The organism is Archangium violaceum (assembly GCF_016859125.1).
GTDB lineage: Bacteria > Myxococcota > Myxococcia > Myxococcales > Myxococcaceae > Archangium > Archangium violaceum_A.
The window spans coordinates 5907484-5928401 of the sequence record NZ_CP069338.1 but is presented as its reverse complement, the minus strand read 5'-3'; the positions used below and the strand labels follow the sequence as shown (position 1 = coordinate 5928401).

The window sequence follows — 20918 nt, the reverse complement described above, 5'->3', positions numbered from 1 at the left end:
AGAGGGCAGTCAGGAAGGTTGCGCCCACCAAAATCAGGAGACTCGCGAATGGCTTCGACCCACACCGCAGGGCTCCAGGGCAACGCTCCCACGAAGAACGCGGAGCTGCTGGCCTGGGTGACGAAGATGGCGCAGATGACCCAGCCGGACAGCATCGTCTGGTGCGACGGCTCGGAGGAAGAGAAGCAGCGCTTCACCGACCTGGCGGTGAGGGAGGGCATCCTCATCCCGCTCAACCAGCAGAAGCGCCCCGGTTGCTATCTGCACCGCTCCAACCCCAATGACGTGGCGCGCGTGGAGCACCTCACGTTCATCTGCACCACCAACAAGGAGGATGCCGGCCCCACCAACAACTGGATGGAGCCCGAGTCCGCCTACACCAAGCTGACCCACCTGTTCACCGGCTGCATGAAGGGCCGCACCATGTACGTGGTGCCCTACGTCATGGGTCCGCTGGGCAGCCCCTTCGCCAAGATTGGCGTGGAGCTGACCGACAGCGTCTACGTCGCGCTCAACATGCGGATCATGACCCGTATGGGGAAGCCGGCGCTGGACATGCTGGGTGACTCCAACGACTTCAACCGCGGCCTGCACAGCACGGGCGATCTCAACCCGGACCGCCGCTACATCTGCCACTTCCCCCAGGACAACACCATCTGGAGCTTCGGCAGCGGATATGGCGGCAACGTGCTGCTGGGCAAGAAATGCCTCGCGCTGCGCATCGGCAGCTACCTCGGCCAGCACGAGGGGTGGCTCGCCGAGCACATGCTCATCCTCGGCGTCACCAGCCCCAGGGGTGAGACCACGTACGTGGCGGCCGCCTTCCCGTCCGCGTGCGGCAAGACGAACTTCGCGATGATGGTCCCGCCCAAGGAGTACGAGGGCTGGAAGATCGAGACGGTGGGCGACGACATCGCCTGGATGCGCGTGGGTCCGGACGGGCGCCTGTGGGCCATCAACCCCGAGGCCGGCTACTTCGGCGTGGCCCCCGGCACCAACTACAAGAGCAACCCCAACGCCATGGCCTCCGTGGCCCGCGACACCATCTTCACCAACGTGGCCATGACGCCCGACGGCGACGTGTGGTGGGAGGGCATGGACGGCGAGGTGCCCGAGGAGCTCACCGACTGGCAGGGCCGGCCCTGGAAGAAGGGCAGCACGGAGAAGGCGGCGCACCCCAACAGCCGATTCACCGCGCCCGCGTCCAACAACCCGGTCCTCAGCCCCAAGGTCAACGACCCGATGGGCGTGCCCATCTCCGCCATCATCTTCGGCGGCCGTCGCTCCAGCACCGTCCCGCTGGTCCTCCAGGCCTTCAACTGGACCCACGGCGTGTTCCTGGGCGCCACCATGGGCAGCGAGACCACCGCCGCCGCCACCGGCAAGGTGGGCGTGGTGCGCCGCGACCCCATGGCCATGCTGCCCTTCTGCGGCTACCACATGGGTGACTACCTGCAGCACTGGCTGAACATGCAGAAGAAGATCACCCACCCGCCGAAGATCTTCCAGGTCAACTGGTTCCGGCAGGACAAGAACGGCAAGTTCATCTGGCCGGGCTTCGGCGAGAACATGCGCGTGCTCGAGTGGATCGTGAACCGCGTCCACGGCCGCGTCCCCACCGAGGAGACGCTGCTGGGCTGGGTGCCGCGCGCCGACCAGGGCCTCAACCTCAAGGGCCTGGACATCACCCAGGAGGCCGTCTCCGAGGTCACCTCCATCAAGGAGGACGAGTGGAAGGTGGAGCTCAAGAGCCAGGAGCCGTTCTTCGAGTCCCTGGGCCTCAAGGCCCCCGAGGCGCTCACGCTGCAGCGCAAGCTGCTCATCTCGCGTCTGGGCTCCTGAGTCACGCGGCGGCCCTCCAGGGCCCGCCGTCCTCACGGGGCCGTCCCGCCATCGGGTGGGGCGGCCCCGCCGCTTTGCGGGCCCCCTTCGCCGGTAGAAAGTTCAGGAGTAGGCTCTCCAACCATGCGATTGGTCCTGGTTTTGTTGGCGGCCCTCCTGCTCGTCCCCGCCCCGGCACGGGCCCAGCGAAGCGGCCCGCGCACCGCGAGGGAGCTCATCAAGCAGGCCGAGCGCCTCTATGACCAGAAGAAGTACCTGGAGGCGGCCGCGGTGCTCGAGCGGGCCAACGAGCTCAAGCCCGACATGCGGCTCATCTACAACATCGCCCGCGCGTACGATCAGGCCGGCAAGGAGAAGGAGGCGATCTCCTACTACGAGAAGTACCTGACGGACGGAGAAGACGCGCAGCTGCGCAAGCGCTCGCGGATAGCCATCGACCGGCTCCGGCTGCAACAGGAGAAGGAGGCGGCGAACGCGGCGGCGGCGGCGGCCGAGCGCAAGCGGCTGAAGGAGGAGGCCGAGTCGGCCAGGCGGCGCGCGGAGGCGGAGCGGGAGGCGGCCCGGCGCGCCGAGGAGACCAACCAACTGCGCCTGAAGGAGGCCCACGCGGACGCGCTGGCCTCGCGCAAGCGCATGCAGGTGGCGTCCATCGCCCTGGGCGGCGTGGCGCTGGCGGGTGCCGGCGTGGGCACCTTCTTCGGACTGAAGGCCCGGAGCGCGCGCTCGGACTTCAACACCGCCACGGACCTGGAGACCAAGCTGGCGGCGAGGGACTCCACCCGCGGCAACGCACTGCTGGCGGACATCGGCTTCGGCGTGGGGCTGGTGAGCGCGGTGGCGGCCGTCCTGCTGTATCCCAAACAACCCGCGCCCACGCCCGGCAAGGCCCGGCTGACGGCGGCGCCCCAGGGCGCCGGGGCGGGTGTGGAGGTGAGCTTCTGATGCGCGCGCTGATGCTGACGGGAGTGCTGTCCGTGCTGGCCACCGGGTGCAGCTTCACCACCGCGGCCGGGCTCGACCAGTGCGAGACGAGCGCGGACTGCGGCGGCGATCAGGTGTGCACGAGGGGCATCTGCCTGCCACAGCCCACCGGCTGCGGGACGCTCCACGGCTCCACCGACCCCAACTCCATCCAGATGGGGGCCCTCGTGCCCCTGCACACCAGCACGGATGAGAACGCGAGCGTGGACGAGTCCGATGAGCAGGCGCTCAACGCCGTGCTGCTCGCGTTGGAAGAGGTCAACCAGCGAGGCATCGGCGGCAGGCAGATCGCCCTGCACGTCTGCGACACCGGCAGCGACGTGGAGCGCACGGAGCGACAGGCCAGGTGGCTGGTGAACGAGAAGAAGGTGGTGGCGGTGCTGACGGCCGGCAGCAGCCAGACGCTCGCGGCGAAGTGGGTGACCGTGCCCAATGACGTACTCACCATGAGCTACAGCGCCACCTCGAAGGAGCTCACGTCGCTGTCGGACACCAACGGCGGCCCGGTGGGGCTCGTATGGCGAACCTCGACCTCCGACGCCATCCAGGGCACCGTCATCGCCGACCTGCTGAGCACCGATCCCCGTTTCGGCGCTCCGGCGAAGGTGGGCATCCTCTACGTGGACGACCCCTACGGGCAGGGCCTCAACTACATCATCTCCGATCGGCTGAAGAACGGCCCCACGTGGGTGGCCAACCGGGGCTTCCTCTATCCGAGGCACGGGGATGTGAAGGAGACGCTGGCTCAGCTCGACATGTATGACCCGGATGTCACCGTGCTGATGGGCTTCGCGGACGACGCGACGGCCATTCTCGAGGAGGCGTCCACCCGGACCAACCTCAAGCGGGAGAATGGCCACCAGTGGTTCTTCTCCGACAGTGTGAAGGACGCGGCCCTGCTGGCGGACCCGGAGGCGGCCGCCCTGGCGCAGGACTTCTACGGCACCGCTCCGGCGCAGGGCACCGGACAGGCCTTCGACATCTTCAGCTCGCGCTTCATCGACAAGTACAAGAAGGATCCAGCCGGGTACGCCTACACCTCCAACGCCTATGACGCCATGTACCTGATGGCCCTGGGCGCGGCCTATGCACAGGGCACGGCCAACGCCGTGACCGGGGCGAAGATGGCCGAGGGGTTGACCAGGGTGTCCAGTGGCACCAGCGGCACCAACACCCAGCTCACCAACTCCAACTTCACCTACCTGGCGGAGGAGCTCGCCGCGGGCCGGAGCGTCAACGTGGACGGCGCCAGCGGCCCGCTGGACTTCGATGCCGCTGGCGAAGCGTCCTCCCCCGTGGAGCTATGGCAGGTGAAGGACCAGAGCTTCGTGACCATCTCCACCATCCAACCGCCGCAGAACCATCCAACCGCCGCGGTGAAGCGCTGAGTCGCCCCATCAGGTGACGCGCACACCGGAACGCCTGGTGTGCTCGTCCTGGCTCCCCGGGGGGGAGTGCTTCCGCTCGAGCGCCTTCAGGGACCGGGCGCCGGCTGCTCGTCCTCGACGCGGGAGCTCAACAGGGCCGTGGCCGGCAACCCGGGGTGCTTCTCGAAGAAGATGATCGTCTTTCCCTCGGCCCCGTCCTCGATCTCGATGCAGTCGATGTTCCCGGAGTCGTCCACCATCAGGAAGACGCGGGTCGGCTCATCGATGTGGTGCATGAAGTTCTGGTCGGCGTCGCCCACCGTCACCTCGATGTCGCCCACCTCCGAGCCCTTCGTCTCCAGGTCGATCCCCACGAGGGGGAGCCTGCGAGCCATCTCCTGATCGCCTATGTCCTGATTCTCCACCTCGATCCGGACCGGATAGGTCTGCGCCTGCCGGCCGAGTCGCTCGAAATAGAGGGCCCAGTTCTCTCGTGGAATCTCAATTGTGCTGGCCATGGCCACCTCCGCATGGAAGGTAGTTCCGGGAGGGCGCGCGCAACGCCCCCAGCCACCCGCGAGGAACTGGATCGCAGGACGACGTGGCCCTCTCGGGCCCGGCTACCTGCTCGCCACGGCATCCTTCTGGAGATCGCGTGACGAGATGTCCGCGTCGATCCCCTCGCCACCGGACACGCCGTCACCGCCATAGGAGGTGACGATGGGCTTGCCGCCCTCGTACAGGTACACGTACTCGTTGCCCCAGGGATCCCTGGGCATCTGCTCCAGGGCCTGCGTCTCCACCAGCGCGCGCAGACCCGTGGCCGTGTCCGGGAAGCGTCCCTTCTTCGCGTAGTAGAGCTTGAGCGCGTTGTGGATGTTCCCGATGTCCATCTTCGCCGTGCGCTGCTTCGCCTCGTCGAGCTTGGGAATCACGGCCACACCCACCACTGCCATGATCAAGCCGAGGATGGTGATCACCACCATGATCTCGATGAGGGTCATGCCACGCTGGCGGCGGCACCGCGGACCGCGCGTCTTCTTCAGGCTCATGTTCAGGCTCATGTCGTTGCTTCTCCCCTGGCCCTCCGTCGGGCCACCGGGCCGCCTGTGCAACCCTCGCGCCCCCCCTCGGAACACGAGGGGCCCCCAGAGGAAACGAGCCAGGGCCCGTGTGCCGGGCGGTGCCATCGCGTCAGCGTGTCGCGGAGGCGGCCCGGAGGCGTGACACACCGTCAGCGAAGGAAAGCCACACACCGCTGCTTCATGCGGCTACAGGCCGGGTGATCGCCTGGCAGGCGACCAGCCGGCGCGCTCCCCGGCCATGTGCTCTTCAGGTGGAATGTCCCCACCACGCATCCCGCCACCACCGCTCTCACCACGTGATAGGATTGGGCTCCTCCGAGGTCCTTGCCTACATCCCCCTGGGTTCGACCCGGCCACATAGAGAGAACCTGAATGGATGCCATCGCCGTGGTAGGATTGGGTTGCGTCCTGCCGAACGCCCTCCGCGTCTCCGACTTCTGGGCCAGTGTTTCCACCGGCAGGGTGTCGCTCTCGAAGGTCCCTGCTCGCGCCTGGGACCACTCGCTCTACTACCACCCGGATCGCACCCGGCCGGATCGGGCCCATGCCGAGCTCGGTGGCTTCATCAACGACTTCGTCTTCGACTGGCGCAAGTACAAGGTGACGCCGGCCGACGCCCAGCAGGTCAACCCCTTCCAGTGGATGATCCTCGAGGCGGGCACCCAGGCCCTCTCCGAGGTGCGCGTCCTGCCCCGGGACACCACGGGCATCCTGCTCGGGGCCACCAGCCTCGGATGGCAGCGCGACAGCGGGATGCACATCCGCCTGGAGGACATGCTGGACGCGGTGCGCGCCACGGACGAGTTCCGCTCGCTGCCCACCACCCGGCAGCAGGAGGTGCTGGAGGTCACCGCCCAGCGGCTGCGCGCGCGCCTCAAGGAGTGCAGTGACGACAACGTGGTGGGCTCCTCGGCCAGCGTGGCCGTCGGGCGCATCAACATGCACTTCGATCTCAAGGGCGCGCACTACTCGGTGGACGCGGGGTACTCGTCCTCGCTGGCGGCCCTGGACCTCGCCGTGCGCGGGCTGCGCGATGGGGAGTTCGACCTGGCGGTGGCCGGCGGTGTGAGCGAGATGCTGACGCCGCTGGAGTTCATCGCCTTCTCCAAGCTGGGCGGGCTCTCCGTCAAGGGCCACGTCCGGCCCTTCTCGGACGAGTGTGACGGCACCCTGCTGGGCGAGGGCGTGTCGCTGCTCGCCCTCAAGCGGCTGGAGGACGCGGAGCGCGACGGGGAGACCATCTACGCGGTGCTGCGCGGCGTGGGCGGCTCCTCGGACGGCCGGGGCAAGTCGTTGGTGGCACCGCGGCGCGAGGGCCAGGCGCTGGCCATGCGCCGTGCCATCGAGGACGCGGGCGTGGAGCCGGACTCCATCCAGTACGTGGAGTGCCATGCCACGGGCACCCCGGTGGGTGACGTCAGCGAGGTGCAGGCGCTGGCGAGCGTGTACGGTGGTGCTCCGAGTGGCGCCATCGCGCTCGGCTCGGTGAAGGCCAACATCGGACACCTGCGCGCGGGCGCGGGCGCGGCCGGGCTCCTCAAGGCCGTGCTCGCGCTGCACCACGGGCAGATTCCCCCGCAGCCGGGCGTGGAGCGCGTCAACCCGAAGCTGGAGCTGGAGCGCACGCCCTTCTACGTCCCGCGCAAGGCGCAGCCGTTCCGTCCCGGTACCACGCCCCGCGCGGCCGTCAGCTCCTTCAGCTTCGGCGGCAACAACTTCCACGCGGTGCTCGAGGCCTACCGGCCCGGCGGTGAGCGCAGCAAGACCCCCGCGCGCCGCCGTCAGGAGGAGCCGCTGGCCATCATCGGCATGGGCGGCATGTTCCCTGGGGCCTCCGACATCGAGACCCTCTGGAAGAAGCTGCTCGAGGGCCACGACGCCACCCGCGAGGTCCCCAAGGATCGCTGGAAGGCCGAGCGCTACTCCCATCCGGACCGCAAGGACCGGACGTACACGAAGCTCGGCTGCTGGTTGGATCAGCTCCCCTCGCCGACGATGGAGATGCGGATTCCCCCCGCGGCCTGGGCCTCGTTGGATCCCTCGCACGTGGTGACGCTGCTCAGCGCGGAGCAGGCCCTGAAGGACGCGGGGTACGTGCCGGACAAGTGGAACCGGGATCGCGTGGCCCTGGCGCTCGGCTTCCTGCCGTACCAGGGCATCAAGTTCCTCGCGGACACGCGCGTGCGCTGGGCCGAGTTCGCCAGGGAGCTGCGCGAGACGCTGGAGAAGTCCGGGCTGCCGGAGAACCTGCGCCTGGCCATCCTCGACAACGCGGAGGAGCGCTACAAGGCGGGCCTGCCCCCCATCAGCGAGGACAGCCTCACCGGCTACCTGGGCAGCCTCAACGCCGGCCGCATCTCCTCGCTCTATGACTTCCATGGGCCGCACATGGTGATGGACTCGGCGTGCGCCAGCTCGCTCGCCGCGCTCCATGCCTCGTGGAAGATGCTGCAGCACCGCGAGGCGGACGTGGTGCTCACCGGCGGCGTGTGGGCCGACATGTCCCCCGAGTTCTTCATCGCGGGCTGCCGCTTCAACGCGCTGTCCGGCAAGGGCAGCCGGCCCTTCAACGCGAACGCGGACGGCTTCGTCCCCGGCGAGGGCGCGGGCATCCTGGTGCTCAAGCGGCTCTCCGACGCGGAGAAGGACAAGGACCGCATCCACGCCGTCATCCGCTCCATCGCGGGCTCCAGCGACGGCAAGGGCCGCTCCGTGCTGCCGCCCAGCGAGATGGGCGAGACGCTGGCCATGCGCCGCGCCCTGACCGCCGCCAACGTGCCCCCCGCGAGCGTGGACTACGTGGAGTGCCACGGCACCGGCACCGCGCTGGGCGACGTGGTGGAGACGAAGTCCACCCACAACGCCTACTATGTAGAGGGCCGCACCCGGCCCATCCTCATCGGCTCGGTGAAGTCGAACATCGGCCACCTCAACGCCGCGGCCGGCGCGGCGGGGATGATCAAGGTCACCCGCTCGATGCAGGAGGGACTCATCCCCCGCTCGCTCAAGAGCGAGCCGCGCAACCCGAAGATTCCCCAGGGTGTCGAGGTGGTGACGGACAACCGCCCGTGGCCCGCTCCCCCCAGCGGCTCCCCACGCCGCGCCGGAGTGAGCTCGTTCGGCGTCGGTGGCTCCAACTTCCACGCCATCCTGGAGGAGTACAAGGCGCCGCCCTCGCGACCGGAGAAGAAGGAGGGCGAGCCCGCGGACGGGGAGCCCAGGCTCGTCGCCGTGGCGGGCGCGGACGCGCGTGCATGCCTGGAGCAGTTGAACGCGCTGTGCGAGCAGCAGGGGCCGCTGGAGGACACGCGCCGCACGCCGGAGGGCCCGTGGCGCGTGGCCGTCACGGCGCGCACCCGCGAGGAGCTGCGCAAGAAGCGGGACTTCCTGCGCAAGGCGGTGGAGACGGGTGGAGACCTGGAGCCGCTCGGCCAGTCCGGCATCTTCGCGGCGGGCCCGGACTCGCCCCTGCGCGGCGCCAAGGTGGCCATCACCTTCCCCGGCCAGGGCGGCCAGTACGCCAACATGCTCCGCCCGCTCGCCCGCGCCTACCCGGTGGTGGCCCGCACGCTGGAGGAGGCGGACCGCGTCTACCTGCGTCTCACCGGACGCACGTTGACCGGGAGCTTCTACACGGAGGACGCGAAGAACTACCGGCAGAACGACGAGGACATCCACGCGGCCGTCTTCCTCGTCAACGTGGCGCTCTACCGCCTGCTGGTGTCCCACGGCATCCACGCGGACCTGCTCATCGGCCAGAGCGCGGGCGAGCTGGCGGCGCTGGTGGCCGCGGGCACCCTCACCCTCGAGGAGGGCCTGCGGGCCATCCACTCGCGCACCGTGGCCGTGCTGGAGATGCCCACCGAGGATCCCGGCCAGATGGCGGCGCTCGCGTGTGCCTCCGAACTGGTGCCGGAGCTCATCGCGGGCCTGCCCGGCTACGCCACCCTGGCGGCGGACAACGGGCCTCGCGCCTGCATCGTGTCCGCGGATCGCCGCGCCCTGCCCGTGCTGGTGGAACGTTGCACCGCCCGGGGCATCGAGTGCACCGTGCTCGCGGTCTCCCACGGCTACCACTCGGAGCTCATCGGCGCGGCCCGCCCGGCCTACCAGCGCGTGCTGGACGGGCTGTCGTTCCGCGCGCCGTCCGTGCGGCTCATCTCCACCATCGACGCGGCGGACTACGGCAGCCGCCCGCTTCGCGAGTACCCGGCATTCCTCACCAGTCAGTTCGTCGAGCCCGTACGGCTGCGGCAAGCCATCGGCGAGGCGCACCGTCAGGGCGCCCGCATCTTCATCGAGGCCGGTCCCAAGTGGTCCCTCACCCAATTCACCCGGGAGATCCTCAAGGGACAGCAGCATGGGGCCATCGCATCGATTCATCCCAAGGTAGGTGACATGGAACAGTTCAAGCGCGTGGTGGGATACTCATTCGTCAACGGCGTCGGTCAGCTCTCGGCGGATGCCGGGGCCGAGGTGGAGCAGATGCTGCTCCAGCTCCCCCTCGACGGAGTGCTCGAGCCAGCCACCGCCCTGAAGGTGGCCATCGCCCTGGGCAATGAGTTCGGCGTGGACGCCTCCGTGGCCCAGCCGGAGAACCTGCGGACGTTCGAGGCGATCATCGCGCTGGTGGAGCAGTTGCGCACCGGCCAGGCCGCGACCGGTACCGTCGCCGCCTCCGCCCCGAAGGAACCTCCCGCTCCGGCCGCCGCGGCCGCGCAGCCCGAGACCACGGTGCTGAAATCCATCGCGTTGGAGAGCGAGGTGCGGCGCGTGCTGATGGACACCGTGGTGGCCAAGACGGGCTACCCGGAGGACATGCTGGAGCTGGACCTCGACCTGGAGGCCGACCTCGGCATCGACACCGTCAAGCAGGTGGACATCTTCGCGCGCACCCGCGAGGCCTTCGGCGTGTCGCGTGACCCCAACCGCGCCCTGCGTGACTTCAACACCCTGCGCAAGGTCATCGACCACATCGTCGAGCGGGTGCTCTCCGCCAGCGGCGCCTCCGCCCCGGCCCCCGCCGCCGCGGCCCCCGCCCCGGCTCCGGCGGCCTGGACCGCTCCGCCGCCCGCCGCCGCGCAGGCCCCGGTGGTGCCCGCCGCCCCGGTGGCTCCTCCAGCGTCGAACCCGGCGGTGCCCACCGCCATCGCCGCCTCGCTGAACCTCGCCGCGCAGGTCCGCGAGGTCCTCATGCGCAACGTGGTGGAGAAGACGGGCTACCCGGAGGACATGCTGGAGCTGGACCTCGACCTGGAGGCCGACCTCGGCATCGACACCGTCAAGCAGGTGGACATCTTCGCGCGCACCCGCGAGGCCTTCGGCGTGTCGCGTGACCCCAACCGCGCCCTGCGCGAGTTCAACACCCTGCGCAAGGTCATCGATCACATCGTCGAGCGCGCGCAGAGCCTGGGCGCGGCTCCGTCCGCCACCGCCACCGCTGCCTCCGCGCTGGCCTCCGCCGTGGCCGCGGCCCCGCCCTCCGCCGAGGAGCCCGCGAAGCGCTCGGGCGGTGGAGGCCCGCGCTCCGTGCGCGACGCGCTGATGTCCATGGACCTGCGGCAGGCGGGCGTGAAGAACGAGGAGCTGCGCAAGCTGGGAGAGGCGATGTCCGCGCACCTGGGAGTCGCCGCGCCTGATACAGGGAAGGTCCGTTCGCTGGGCGAGCTCGTCCAGCACCTCATCAAGGATCGCTAGTCCGTGCAGCCCGACACCTCACAATACCCCCTGCTGGAGGATGTCGCCGAGGTCTTCCGCGGCGAGAGCGCGGTCGCCAAGCGCGACGTGCGCCTGCCCGCGGAGCTCGACGCGGAGACGCGGCCGTTGTCCGCGTCGATGGAGCTGGAGTTCCTGGCCGAGGTCGGCGCGCTCGTGTACCCGGACCGCGTGCTGGTGGGGATGCGGGACGTGCGCTGGTTCCTGCGCGCCGCGGAGCCCTCCTCGTCCGAGGCGCGGCTGGTGGGGCGCGCCCGCCGCGAGGGGGATGGTGAGGTGTCCGTCTTCCTGTCGGTGGAGCCGGTGAGCACCGGCTCCGCCACGGGGGGCGCCGAGGAGGCCACCGAGGAGCCCATCCCCGTCTGCCGCGCCATCCTCCACTTCGAGCAGAACTACGGGCCCGCGCCGTGGCCGCAGCATCAGCGGATGCTGGCGCCCAGGTCGGAGAACCTCCAGAACGGCCGGCAGCTCTACGCCTCCGTGGGAGGACAGGGCGACCGCGTCCCCGAGTCGCTCCAGGTCGTCTCCTGGGCCCGGCTGTGCGAGCTGGGCCGCATTCAAGGCGGGCTCATCCACCCCCGCGCCATGGCCAAGGTCCTGCCCGCCAGCCGCATCCAGGTGGCCCCCGCCGCGCTCGAGGGCGCGCTCCACCTGGTGAAGTGGCTCTGGTACTCGTTCTCGGGCGAGGGCTCGCGTGAGATGGCCATCTCCGAGGCCACCTGGTTCCGCATGCCCCGGCGCGACGAGCGGCTGATGTGTGATGCCCGCCTGTCCGGCGCCAGCAGTGGACTGGCCTCCTTCGATGCCCACCTGCTCGGCCAGGATGGGATTCCCGTGCTCGAGCTGCGCGGCATCGCCATGGCCTCCCTTCCCTCCGAGGACCTCGCCCCCACCCTGCCCCGTCTTTCCTGGCAGTCGTTCGTCAAGAGCCTCACACCGCGATGACCTCTTCCACGCACATCCCTCTCGCCATCGTCGGGCTCGGGTGCCGCCTGCCCGGAGCCGACACGCCGTCGCGCTTCATGAACCAGTCCCTCGAGGGGATGCGCGCCCTGACGCGGGCCCCGGAGGACTGGGGGGCCGGGCTGAACCTGAGCCATCCGCTGTGGGGCGGCTTCGTCCCCGAGGAGGCCAAGGACTGGAAGCAGTTCCGCCTGCCGCCGGCCCATGTGGAGAAGATGCACCGCATGGAGCGGCTGCTCCATCTGACGCTGCTCCAGGCGACGCAGGACGCCGGCTACAGCCCCGACAAGAGCCCGGGTGGCCGGTGCGCCATCTACCTGGGTTCCACCGGCCTGGGCGTGGACTTGAAGACCGACCAGGCCCTGCGCCTGCGCACGCCGGAGCTGCGCGAGCACCTGGCGGCCATCCTCCAGGGACGCGCCGACAGCGCCCAGTTGATGGAGGCCGTCGACCAGCTCGTGGATCAGGTCGCTCCGCCCATCATCACCGAGTCGGTGCCCATGACGGCCACCATGGTGGCCAACCGCCTCTCGAGCCTGCTGGACACCCGCGGCGGGCACCTGGCGATCGACGCGGGCACGGCCTCCTCGATGGCGGCGCTGCGGATGGCCTCGCTGTCGCTGCAGCTCGGGCACTGTGACGTGGCGGTGGTGGGCGCGGTGGCGCCGCTGGTCAGCCCCTCCTCGTTCGGAATCCTGTCGGCGCGTGGCTGGCTGGCGTCGCAGGAGCTGCTCGCGCTCGATGGACGCTCCGCGGGCACGCTGCCGGGCGAGGGCGCCGTGGCGCTCGTGCTGTGCCGGTTGGACGACGCGCTGGCGGACAAGCAGCGCATCTACGCCGTCCTCCATGGCGTCACCGCGGAGGTGAACCTCAAGCAGGGCATCTCGCGGCTGTCGCGCATGGTGGACAGGGCCACGCGTGCCTGCCTGGATCAGGCCGGCGTGGAAGCGGAGCAGGTGCGGCACGTGGAGCTGCAGGCCTGCGGCGTCCCGGGCCTGGAGGACCAGGAGATCATCGGGCTGAAGTCCGCCCTCACCGCGACGCGCACCGAGCCCCTGACGTTCTCCACCGCGACGCCCCAGGTGGGCTTCCAGCACGCGGCCAGCGGCCTGGTGTCGCTGATGCGCGCGGCGCTGTCGCTGCATGGCGGCGTGCGCGCGCCCGTCGCCGGCCTCACCTCGCCGCGGCACGCGACGGACGGACTGCTGGAGTGCCTCATGCGTCCGGAGAAGCTGCCGCCCCGCAGCTACGTGGGTGTCAGCTCGCTGGGCTGGAACAACATCGCCTACCACGCGCTGCTCGGGCCCGCGCCCGCCCGCGAGGCCTGGGCGGACATCCGGCCCGTCCGTCCGCCCACCCAGAAGTTCGCCATCGTCGGCATGGGCGCCCTCGCCCCGGGAGCGCCGGATGCGCAGGCGCTCTGGACGAACATCACCTCCAAGGCGGACGCCATCGGTGACCTGCCGGCCTCGCGCTTCGACGTCAACCGCACCCTGGGCGCGTTGATGAGCAAGAACGAGGTCGTGCCCCGGCTGGCCGGTACCGTGGATCTCCCGGTGGCCGATCCACGCTGGCTCAAGCTGCCTCCCGCCCAGGCCCAGGCGCTCGACCCGGGCGTCGTCATCTTCGTCAAGGCGGCGGAGGAGGCGCTCGGACAGGCGGGATACGAGCCCGGCACATGGAACGGGCGGCGCGTGCAGGTGGTGGTGGGCCAGTTGCCGGTGCGCGCCAAGGAGTTCGAGGTCGAGCTTCGCTTCGTCTGCGAGCGCTACCTGAAGCTGGCGGCCCAGGCGCTCCAGGCCCGGGGGATGACGCCCGGGCAGGTGGCGCCCCTCATCGACGCGGTCCGCCAGCGCGTGGTGGGCACGTTGCCTCCGCTGGACGAGAACACGTTCCAGTACTACTCCGGGCTGTCGTGCGCGGCGCGGCTGGCCGCCCTGCATGACTTCACCGGTGGCGTGATGACGGTGGACGCGGCCTGCGCCAGCTCGATCGCGGCGCTGCATGCCGCCATGCTGTCGCTGGCCAATCGCGACACCGACGTGGCGGTGGTCGGCGGTGTGGCCTTCAACCTGGTGCCCGAGTACGCCGCCGCGCTGGCCGTGCTCGGCATCCTCTCCCCCCGAGGCACCTTCCCCTTCGACGATCGCGCGGATGGCTTCGTCCCGGCCGAGGGCGCGGGCGCCGTCGTCATCAAGCGGCTGGAGGACGCGGAGGCGCAGAAGGATCGCATCATCGCCGTCATCGCCGGCATCGGCTTCTCCAGCGACGGGCGGGGCACCTCCCTGTTCGCGCCCAACCCCAAGGGCCAGGCCCGGGCGGTGGAGCGAGCGCTGGAGGACGCCAAGATCCACCCGGACCAGGTGGGCCTGCTCGAGGCGCACGGCACGGGCACGAAGGTGGGCGACAAGGTGGAGGCCGATGCCTACGGCGAGGCCTTCCACACCCGAGGCCGCGACAACCCGGTGCCCATGGGCACCCTCAAGTCGCAGATCGGCCACACCTCGTCGGCCTCCGGCCTGCTGGGACTCATCAAGACGGCCTTCGCGGTGAGCGAGGCCTTCCTGCCCCCCATGAACGGAGGCGAGTTCCCCAAGGCGGACATCCCCTTCGACAAACTGCCCATCGCCCTGTCGCTGGAGGGCCGCCCGTGGCCGGCGCCCCGGGAGGGACGGAGGCGCGCGGGGTTGAGCTCGTTCGGCGTCGGTGGCACGAACTACCACGTCATCCTGGAGGAGCACGACAACGCCCACCGGAAGCCTCAACAGGGAGATCCGCTGAGCGCCACCGCCAGCTACCCCATCCCCAGCCGTGGGCTGTCCGCGCAGCGCTGGCGCGTGGACCTGGTGCCGCTGTCGCTCTCCTCGGAGAAGCGCTACCCGCTGCAGGGCAAGAAGCTGCTGCTCGTCGGTGACGAGCCGGGCCTGGTGGCCGCCTTCAGCCGCCTGCTGGTGGGCAAGGGGGTGCGCATCGCCACGGTGTCGGTGGCGGGCCTCACGGATGCCATGGAGGTGGAGAAGCGGGTGCGCCGCGCCAGTGAGGACCTGGGTGGCGCGGACGGCGTCATCGACCTGGGCGCCTTCGGGCCACTCGAGTACTTCCTCACCCTGGGCAGTGCCCGCTTCGCGCGCCGGATGGCGGAGACGACCGCGCGCTGGCACGGCACGGGGCGCGCCATGTACGAGCGCCTGCGGGACGCGAAGGGACGCAGCGCCTGCTACGTGGCCGTCACCTCCATGGGCGGCGACTTCGGCTTCGTGGGCGACGGCGGCAACGTCATGGGCGGCTCGCTCGCCGGATTCCTCAAGGGGTTGAAGCAGGAGCTGCCGGGCGCGGTCATCAAGACGATCGACTTCGAGCCACGCGCCTCGCACTGGGTGGTGGCGGAGACGGTCGCGCGCGAGCTGGAGGAAGGCAGCGACCGGACGGAGATCGGCTACATGGCCAGCCGGCGCTTCGTGGTGGGCCTGCGCCGGGCGGACTTCCCCAAGGAGGGCAGCCAGGTCCTGCGCCGGGTGGACCCGAGCTGGGTGCTGCTCTTCGCCGGTGGTGGGCGCGGCGCCGTCTTCGAGGTGGCCAAGGCGGTGGCGCGGCTTGGGCCGAAGGTGATCGTCACCGGACGCACCCCCGCGCCCACGGGCGACGAGCCCTACCTGGCGCTCGACGACAAGGACTTCGAGGCCTACGAGAAGGAGGAGATGATCCGCCGCAAGAAGGCGGACCCCAGTCTCACGATGGTGAAGTTCAAGGCGGCCTTCGAGCCCTTCGTCCGGGCCCGCGAGCTGTGGCGCAACCTCCAGGAGGTCTACGCCCAGGGCCTGTCCATCGAGTACGAGACGTGTGACATCCGCAACGCCGCGGATGTGCGGAGCATGGTGGACCGGGTGCGCGAGTACCACGGCCACATCGACGGCATCGTCCACGGCGCCATGGTCGAGGCGTCCAAGAGCCTGCCGGACAAGACGCCGGGCATCGTCGCCTCCACCATGGAGGTGAAGGTGCTCGGCCTCATCAACCTGCTGGAGGCCACGCGGCGCGACGATCTGAAGCTGATGATGTGCTTCGGGTCCGGCGCGGGCCGCTTCGGCAACAAGGGCCAGACGGACTACAGCGCCGCCAATGACCTGATGAGCAAGTGCGCCATGGCGTACGCGCACCGGGCTCGTCCGCACATGCGCTGCGTCACCATCGACTGGACGGCGTGGGACAGCGTGGGAGCCGCGGCGCGCAACCGCGAGGTGGTGCAGAACACCGGCGTCTCCTTCATCACCCCGGCCGAGGGCGCGTACTGGTTCATCAACGAGCTGCTGCTCGGCCGCACCGAGCGCGAGGTGGCCATCTTCGAGGAGCGGCTCTTCCGCGAGTGGCCCTTCCTGGGCGCATCCGCCGACGGCCCGGACGCGCGCACGGTCTACGACGACCGGGGCTTCCTGCTCGTCCCCTCCGACTACCCGATGCTCGACTGCGTGGAGCGGCACGACGCGGAGGGACTGGTCGCCACCCGGACATTCGACCTGACCACGGATCCGTTCGTACTCCAGCACCAGCTCGACTCGGTGCCCATCATGCCGGGCACCTTCGGCTTCGAGATGCTGGGCGAGGCGGCGGCCCTCTTCCGCCCCGACCTGGCCGTGCTGCGCGCGGAGAACCTGCGCATCGAGACCCCGCTCAAGTTCTTCAAGGCCTCCGAGCGGACCAAGAGCAAGCCCGTCCACGTCACTCTCACGGCCAAGGTGATCAAACAGCAGGGCGACGAGGTGACACTCTACGTCGAGTCCAGCAGCGACCTGGCGCTGGGCGGCCGCTCCGACCAGACGCAGCGCCGCATCCACCAGCAGGGCATCTACGTGCTCGGGCCTCCCCCTCCGGTGGAGCCGGGGAACGGCAAGCTGCCCGAGGCACTCCCGGGCTCGCGCGCGCGCTCCATCTTCCACCTGGCCAAGGAGCCGCTGTACCTGGGCCCGCTCTTCTGCCGCGCCGAATGGGTGTACGTGGGCGAGCGCGAGGTGGAGGGCATCATCCGCGCCCCGCGGCAGCGGGAGATCTTCACCCACGTGGCGCGGCCGCGCTTCCAGTTGGATCCGCTCCTGCTCGACGCCGCCTTCCAGGTGGCGGCCAACTGGGACGGCCACCACAACAACCTGGTCTCCGTGCCCATGGGCGTGGATCAGCTCATCCGCGGGCGGCAGCGGCGCCTCGGGGAGTCCGGACACGTGAAGGCGCGGATGACGAAGGTGGAGGGGGACGACGTCATCTACGACTTCGAGGTCCGTGGCGAGGACGGAGCCCTGCTGCTGGGAGGCACCGGGCTGTGGTTCCGTCGGTTGCGCCGGGGTGAGCGCCGGAGTGCGGAGACCTGACCGGTTGCTCCTGCCCGACGGGCGGGAAGTGGTGCTCGGCTGGGGCGCGGTGGGGAGGGAGGACGACTCCGCCCTGTCGCCCCTGGAACGGGAGGGTCTTGCCCGGTGCAGGACGGACAAGCGGCGGCGGGAGTTCGTCGCGGGCCGGCTCGCCGCACACCGCGCCCTCGCACTGCTGGAGCCGGGGCTGCACGCCGAGGTGACGGTGCGCGAAGACGGGCGGCCCGATTCCGGACGACCCCTCTTCTCACCCGAGCAGGGGCTCGCGCTCTCCATCTCCCACTCCGCGGGGCTGGCGGTGGCGGGAGTCTCTCGCGGAGGGCCGCTGGGCGTGGACCTGGAACAGCGGGTGGAGGCCGGCGAGGCCTTCCTGGAGGAGGCCTTCGCTCCGGGAGAGCGCGAGGGCTACCTCGCCGTGTGCGAGGGCGGGATGGACCCGACCACCGCCGCCTGGGCCATGAAGGAAGCAGTGCTCAAGGTGTGGGGGGTGGGGCTGCGCGCGCCCTTGCAGAAGGTGGCGGTGCGACCGGTGCGGCTCCACGCGGAGGAGGGCCGGGTGTCCCTGAGGTTGAGCCTCGAGGCGTGGGGGCTGCCACCCGGATTGGGGGACCCCCCCTCGACGCTGGCCGCGCTCCTGGTGGACTGGCCATCCGGAGGAGCGCTGGCGATCGCGGGTTGATCCCCTTCGAACAACGTCCCCGCGGCCATTTCCCCTCTCCCGAGGGGAGAGGGAGCGGTCACGGGAGCAGTCGACCGCGCCAGGATGACTACTGATTGGGCGTTTGCGTCTGCCAGTCGTACTCACCGACGAAGACGCTCACGCGCTCGGCCACCATGCGCATCTGATCGGCGGCCTCGTCGCTGGTACGCAGGCTGGCCATCGTCTGGTCCATGATCTTCGTCAGGTCGTTCACCGCCTGGAAGATCTGCCCGATGCCCTGGTTCTGCTGGGTGACGGCGGCGGAGATCTGCCGCACGGAGCTCACGTTGTCTCGCACGATGCTGGAGAGCTGCCGGATGTTGTCACCGAAGGACTGCAGCTGCAGCGCGCTGCTCTGCACCTTGTCGGAACCGCTCTCCGTCATCTCGGCCGTGGTGCGGATCGCCTCGCTGAGATCCTGCAGGATGCCCTGCACGCTATAGGTCGCCTTGATGGACTGATCCGCCAGGCTGCGGATCTCCCGCGCCACCACCGCGAAGCCCTTGCCATGCTCGCCGGAGCGCACGGCCTCGATGGCGGCGTTGAGCGCCAGCATGGTGGAGCGGTCCGCCAGGCTCTTCACCGTGGTGGTGATGTTGGCGATCTGCCGGGCGCGCTCGTCCAGGGAGCGGATGCTCTGCGCCATCTGGAGCACCTGCTTCTGGATTTCGTGCATGCCCGTGAGGCTCTGCTCCAGCGCGACCTCGCCGGAGCGGCCGATCTGCTCGGCGCGCTCGGCCTGCTGCAGCACGTCCTCCGCCTTCTGGGCGGCCACAATCGACGTCTGCCGGATTTCCTGCGCGGTGACCTGCGTCTCCTGGAGCGCCGCGGCCTGGACGGAGAGCGACTCCGTCTGATCCTTGTGGGAGCTGCCGAGCCGCTCGGCGGACTGGCCCAGCATCTGCGCCGAGTCCGTCAGCGAGGACGAGAACGTCCGAAGCCGCTCGAAGGCCGCCGCGGTGGCGATGGACAGATCTCCCACCTCGTCCGTGGCCACCCATGCCGGCAGGGAGGGCTTGCCCGAGGCAATCGACTCGATGGACATCTGCACGGCGTGCGCGCCCTGGCTCTGGTGCCGGGCGATCTCCCAGGCACACCACGCCGCCGCGAAGATCATGAAGCCACCGACCGCCACCACCGGGAGGACGATGGTGCCGAGGATGCCGCCGACCCGCTCGCGCAGCAGCCCCACCAGCGCGGGAGCCATCCTCTCCACCTCCACGAAGAGCTCGGAGAAGCCGACACCGGTCTTCTTGGCGACGATGATGCTCGTCACCGTCAGCGTGGCGAACACGAACAAGGCGAAGCAGTAGGGCAGGTACCACCTCTGCTTGGGCCACAGGAAGCCGCGCTCCTCGAGCCGCAGCTCCGGGTACTTGTGGAACTCCGCCAGCGCATAGGGACGCAGCAGCCGCTCCAGCCGGATGGCGAGCCGGATGCCCACGACCATCGCCAGCAGCACGAAGGAGGCCACCGCCTGCGGGATGATGATGGGATCCAACCCGTAGAGCAGCGTGGGCCAGCCCGCCCAGATGAAGCAGGAGACGCCGTAGCTCACCAGCAGCCCATACTCGATCTTCCGCGGCGCCTTGAGGATGCGCTTGAGCCGATCTCCCGGGAGATCCCTCGGGTTCTCCGTTAGAGCGTTCTTGAAGACGACGTAGATCATCACCACCGGGATGAGAATCCCGAAGATCGGGCTATTGCATGTCGCGTTGATGATCGACACGCGCATCGCCTGCTCCGGGGGCAACCCCATCACCAACGACAGCATGTAGGCCACGGGAGCAAGTGCCGTCAGCATCGACAACTGCTGCTCCAGAAAGCTCTTGAGGACCAAACCCTTCAACTCACCCTTGTTCATCGCGTGATCATCCTAGCACCGATCGCCCACAATGCCGTTTTCCAGTCAGTGTGTTCGCCGTCACTGGGGGAGAAGCCGCCTCCTCGGCAGGACAGCGGGCATCAGACCTGGAAGGGCCCGTTCCAGCCACCCGCCATGCTGGGATGGATGGCGCCACCCACCCGATGGGTCGCCAGATGACTCAACGCATCAGGTAGCCGCCGTTGACGCCCAGGGCCTGGCCCGTCACCCAGCGGGCGTCCTCGGACGCGAGGAACGCGACGACCCCACTGACATCATCGGGACGACCCATCTTGCCAATCAACGTCTGGGCGGCGATCTGCCGCCGCATCTCCAAGGGCACCTCGGAGGCCATGTCCGTGGCCACCTGACCGATGATGAGCGCGTTGACCGTGATGTCGCGCGGCGCGAGCTCGGTGGCCGCGGTGCGGGTGAGTGACTCGACAGCGGCCTTGGTCGCCGCGTACAGGCCCCCTCCCGCGAAGCCCTTGTGGGCGCCAATGGAAGAGAAGTTGATGATGCGTCCCCCATTCACCATGTGGCGCCCCGCCAGGCGGCAGCCGACGATCAGCCCCCAGATGTTGACGTCCACGAGTTGCTGGAACTGCGCCCGGTCGATGGCCTCGAGCGGGTTGGAGCCGAAGGCGGCCGCGTTGTTGACCAGGATGTCCAACCGGTTGTAGCGCTCGAGTGTCGTCGCGAAGAGCGCCTGCATCTGCGGCTCCTCGCCCACGTTCGCGCGCACGGTGAGGACCTCGCCCCCCGCGGCCCGGATGGACGCGGCCACCTCCTCCGCGGCCTGCGCGTTCTGCACGTAGTTGAGCACCACCCTCGCCCCTTCGGAGGCCAGCCGCCGCGCGACGGACGCACCGATGCCGCGAGAGCCACCCGTGACGATGGCTACCTTCTGCTCGAGCCTGCGCATATTCGTTGCATCCTCCTGCAAGAGATTAGCACTGATAGAAAAAATACCTACACCGCCATCAAATTCCGCAGCCTCGACCCACCCGAAGTTGGCTCATCCAAATACATCTCACGTAT

11 protein-coding genes are annotated in these 20918 nt (G+C 69.5%); 7 read left to right on the top strand and 4 right to left on the bottom strand.

Annotated features, from left to right (window positions below):
* Positions 1-48 precede the first annotated feature (48 nt).
* The 3 genes from JQX13_RS25415 to JQX13_RS25405 all read left to right on the top strand — a co-directional run bounded on the left by JQX13_RS25415 (position 49) and on the right by JQX13_RS25405 (position 4211).
* A complete protein-coding gene (locus tag JQX13_RS25415) occupies positions 49-1842 on the top strand; it encodes a phosphoenolpyruvate carboxykinase (GTP) (RefSeq protein ID WP_203411492.1) in 1794 nt (597 codons plus the stop codon).
* 123 nt (positions 1843-1965) lie between these two features.
* Complete coding sequence (locus JQX13_RS25410) at positions 1966-2784, top strand: hypothetical protein (RefSeq protein WP_203411491.1); 819 nt, start codon at positions 1966-1968, stop codon at positions 2782-2784.
* Positions 2784-4211 carry an ABC transporter substrate-binding protein gene (locus JQX13_RS25405; protein ID WP_203411490.1) on the top strand — a complete coding sequence of 476 codons (1428 nt, stop codon included), beginning with the start codon at positions 2784-2786 and terminating at the stop codon, positions 4209-4211. Before JQX13_RS25410 ends, JQX13_RS25405 begins: the two co-directional genes overlap by 1 nt.
* Positions 4212-4297: 86 nt before the next feature.
* On the opposite strand, the gene JQX13_RS25400 is transcribed toward JQX13_RS25405, so the two are convergent.
* Both JQX13_RS25400 and gspG read right to left on the bottom strand, forming a co-directional pair.
* Entirely contained in the window at positions 4298-4708 is a 411-nt protein-coding gene (locus tag JQX13_RS25400) for a DUF5335 family protein (RefSeq protein ID WP_203411489.1), read from the bottom strand.
* Positions 4709-4810: 102 nt separating this feature from the next.
* Entirely contained in the window at positions 4811-5254 is a 444-nt protein-coding gene (gene gspG / locus JQX13_RS25395) for a type II secretion system major pseudopilin GspG (protein WP_239015150.1), read from the bottom strand.
* A gap of 393 nt (positions 5255-5647) precedes the next feature.
* Here gspG and JQX13_RS25390 point away from each other — a divergent pair, with 393 nt between their 5' ends.
* The 4 genes from JQX13_RS25390 to JQX13_RS25375 are packed head-to-tail and all read left to right on the top strand — an operon-like array spanning position 5648 to position 17992.
* Positions 5648-10972 carry a type I polyketide synthase gene (locus JQX13_RS25390; RefSeq protein ID WP_203411488.1) on the top strand — a complete coding sequence of 1775 codons (5325 nt, stop codon included), beginning with the start codon at positions 5648-5650 and terminating at the stop codon, positions 10970-10972.
* 3 nt (positions 10973-10975) lie between these two features.
* Positions 10976-11935 carry a polyketide synthase dehydratase domain-containing protein gene (locus JQX13_RS25385; protein ID WP_203411487.1) on the top strand — a complete coding sequence of 320 codons (960 nt, stop codon included), beginning with the start codon at positions 10976-10978 and terminating at the stop codon, positions 11933-11935.
* Positions 11932-17313: an SDR family NAD(P)-dependent oxidoreductase gene (locus JQX13_RS25380; protein WP_203411486.1), complete on the top strand. Its 5382-nt coding sequence runs from the start codon at positions 11932-11934 to the stop codon at positions 17311-17313. Before JQX13_RS25385 ends, JQX13_RS25380 begins: the two co-directional genes overlap by 4 nt.
* Entirely contained in the window at positions 17300-17992 is a 693-nt protein-coding gene (locus JQX13_RS25375; protein WP_203411485.1) for a 4'-phosphopantetheinyl transferase family protein, read from the top strand. The genes JQX13_RS25380 and JQX13_RS25375 overlap by 14 nt, the downstream gene beginning before the upstream one ends.
* A gap of 88 nt (positions 17993-18080) precedes the next feature.
* On the opposite strand, the gene JQX13_RS25370 is transcribed toward JQX13_RS25375, so the two are convergent.
* Together JQX13_RS25370 and JQX13_RS25365 are read right to left on the bottom strand one after the other, a co-directional pair.
* Positions 18081-19571 (bottom strand): methyl-accepting chemotaxis protein, encoded by a 1491-nt coding sequence (locus JQX13_RS25370; protein ID WP_203411484.1) that lies wholly within the window; start codon positions 19569-19571, stop codon positions 18081-18083.
* A 487-nt stretch (positions 19572-20058) separates the two neighbouring features.
* Complete coding sequence (locus tag JQX13_RS25365; RefSeq protein WP_203411483.1) at positions 20059-20802, bottom strand: SDR family NAD(P)-dependent oxidoreductase; 744 nt, start codon at positions 20800-20802, stop codon at positions 20059-20061.
* Positions 20803-20918: the final 116 nt, after the last annotated feature.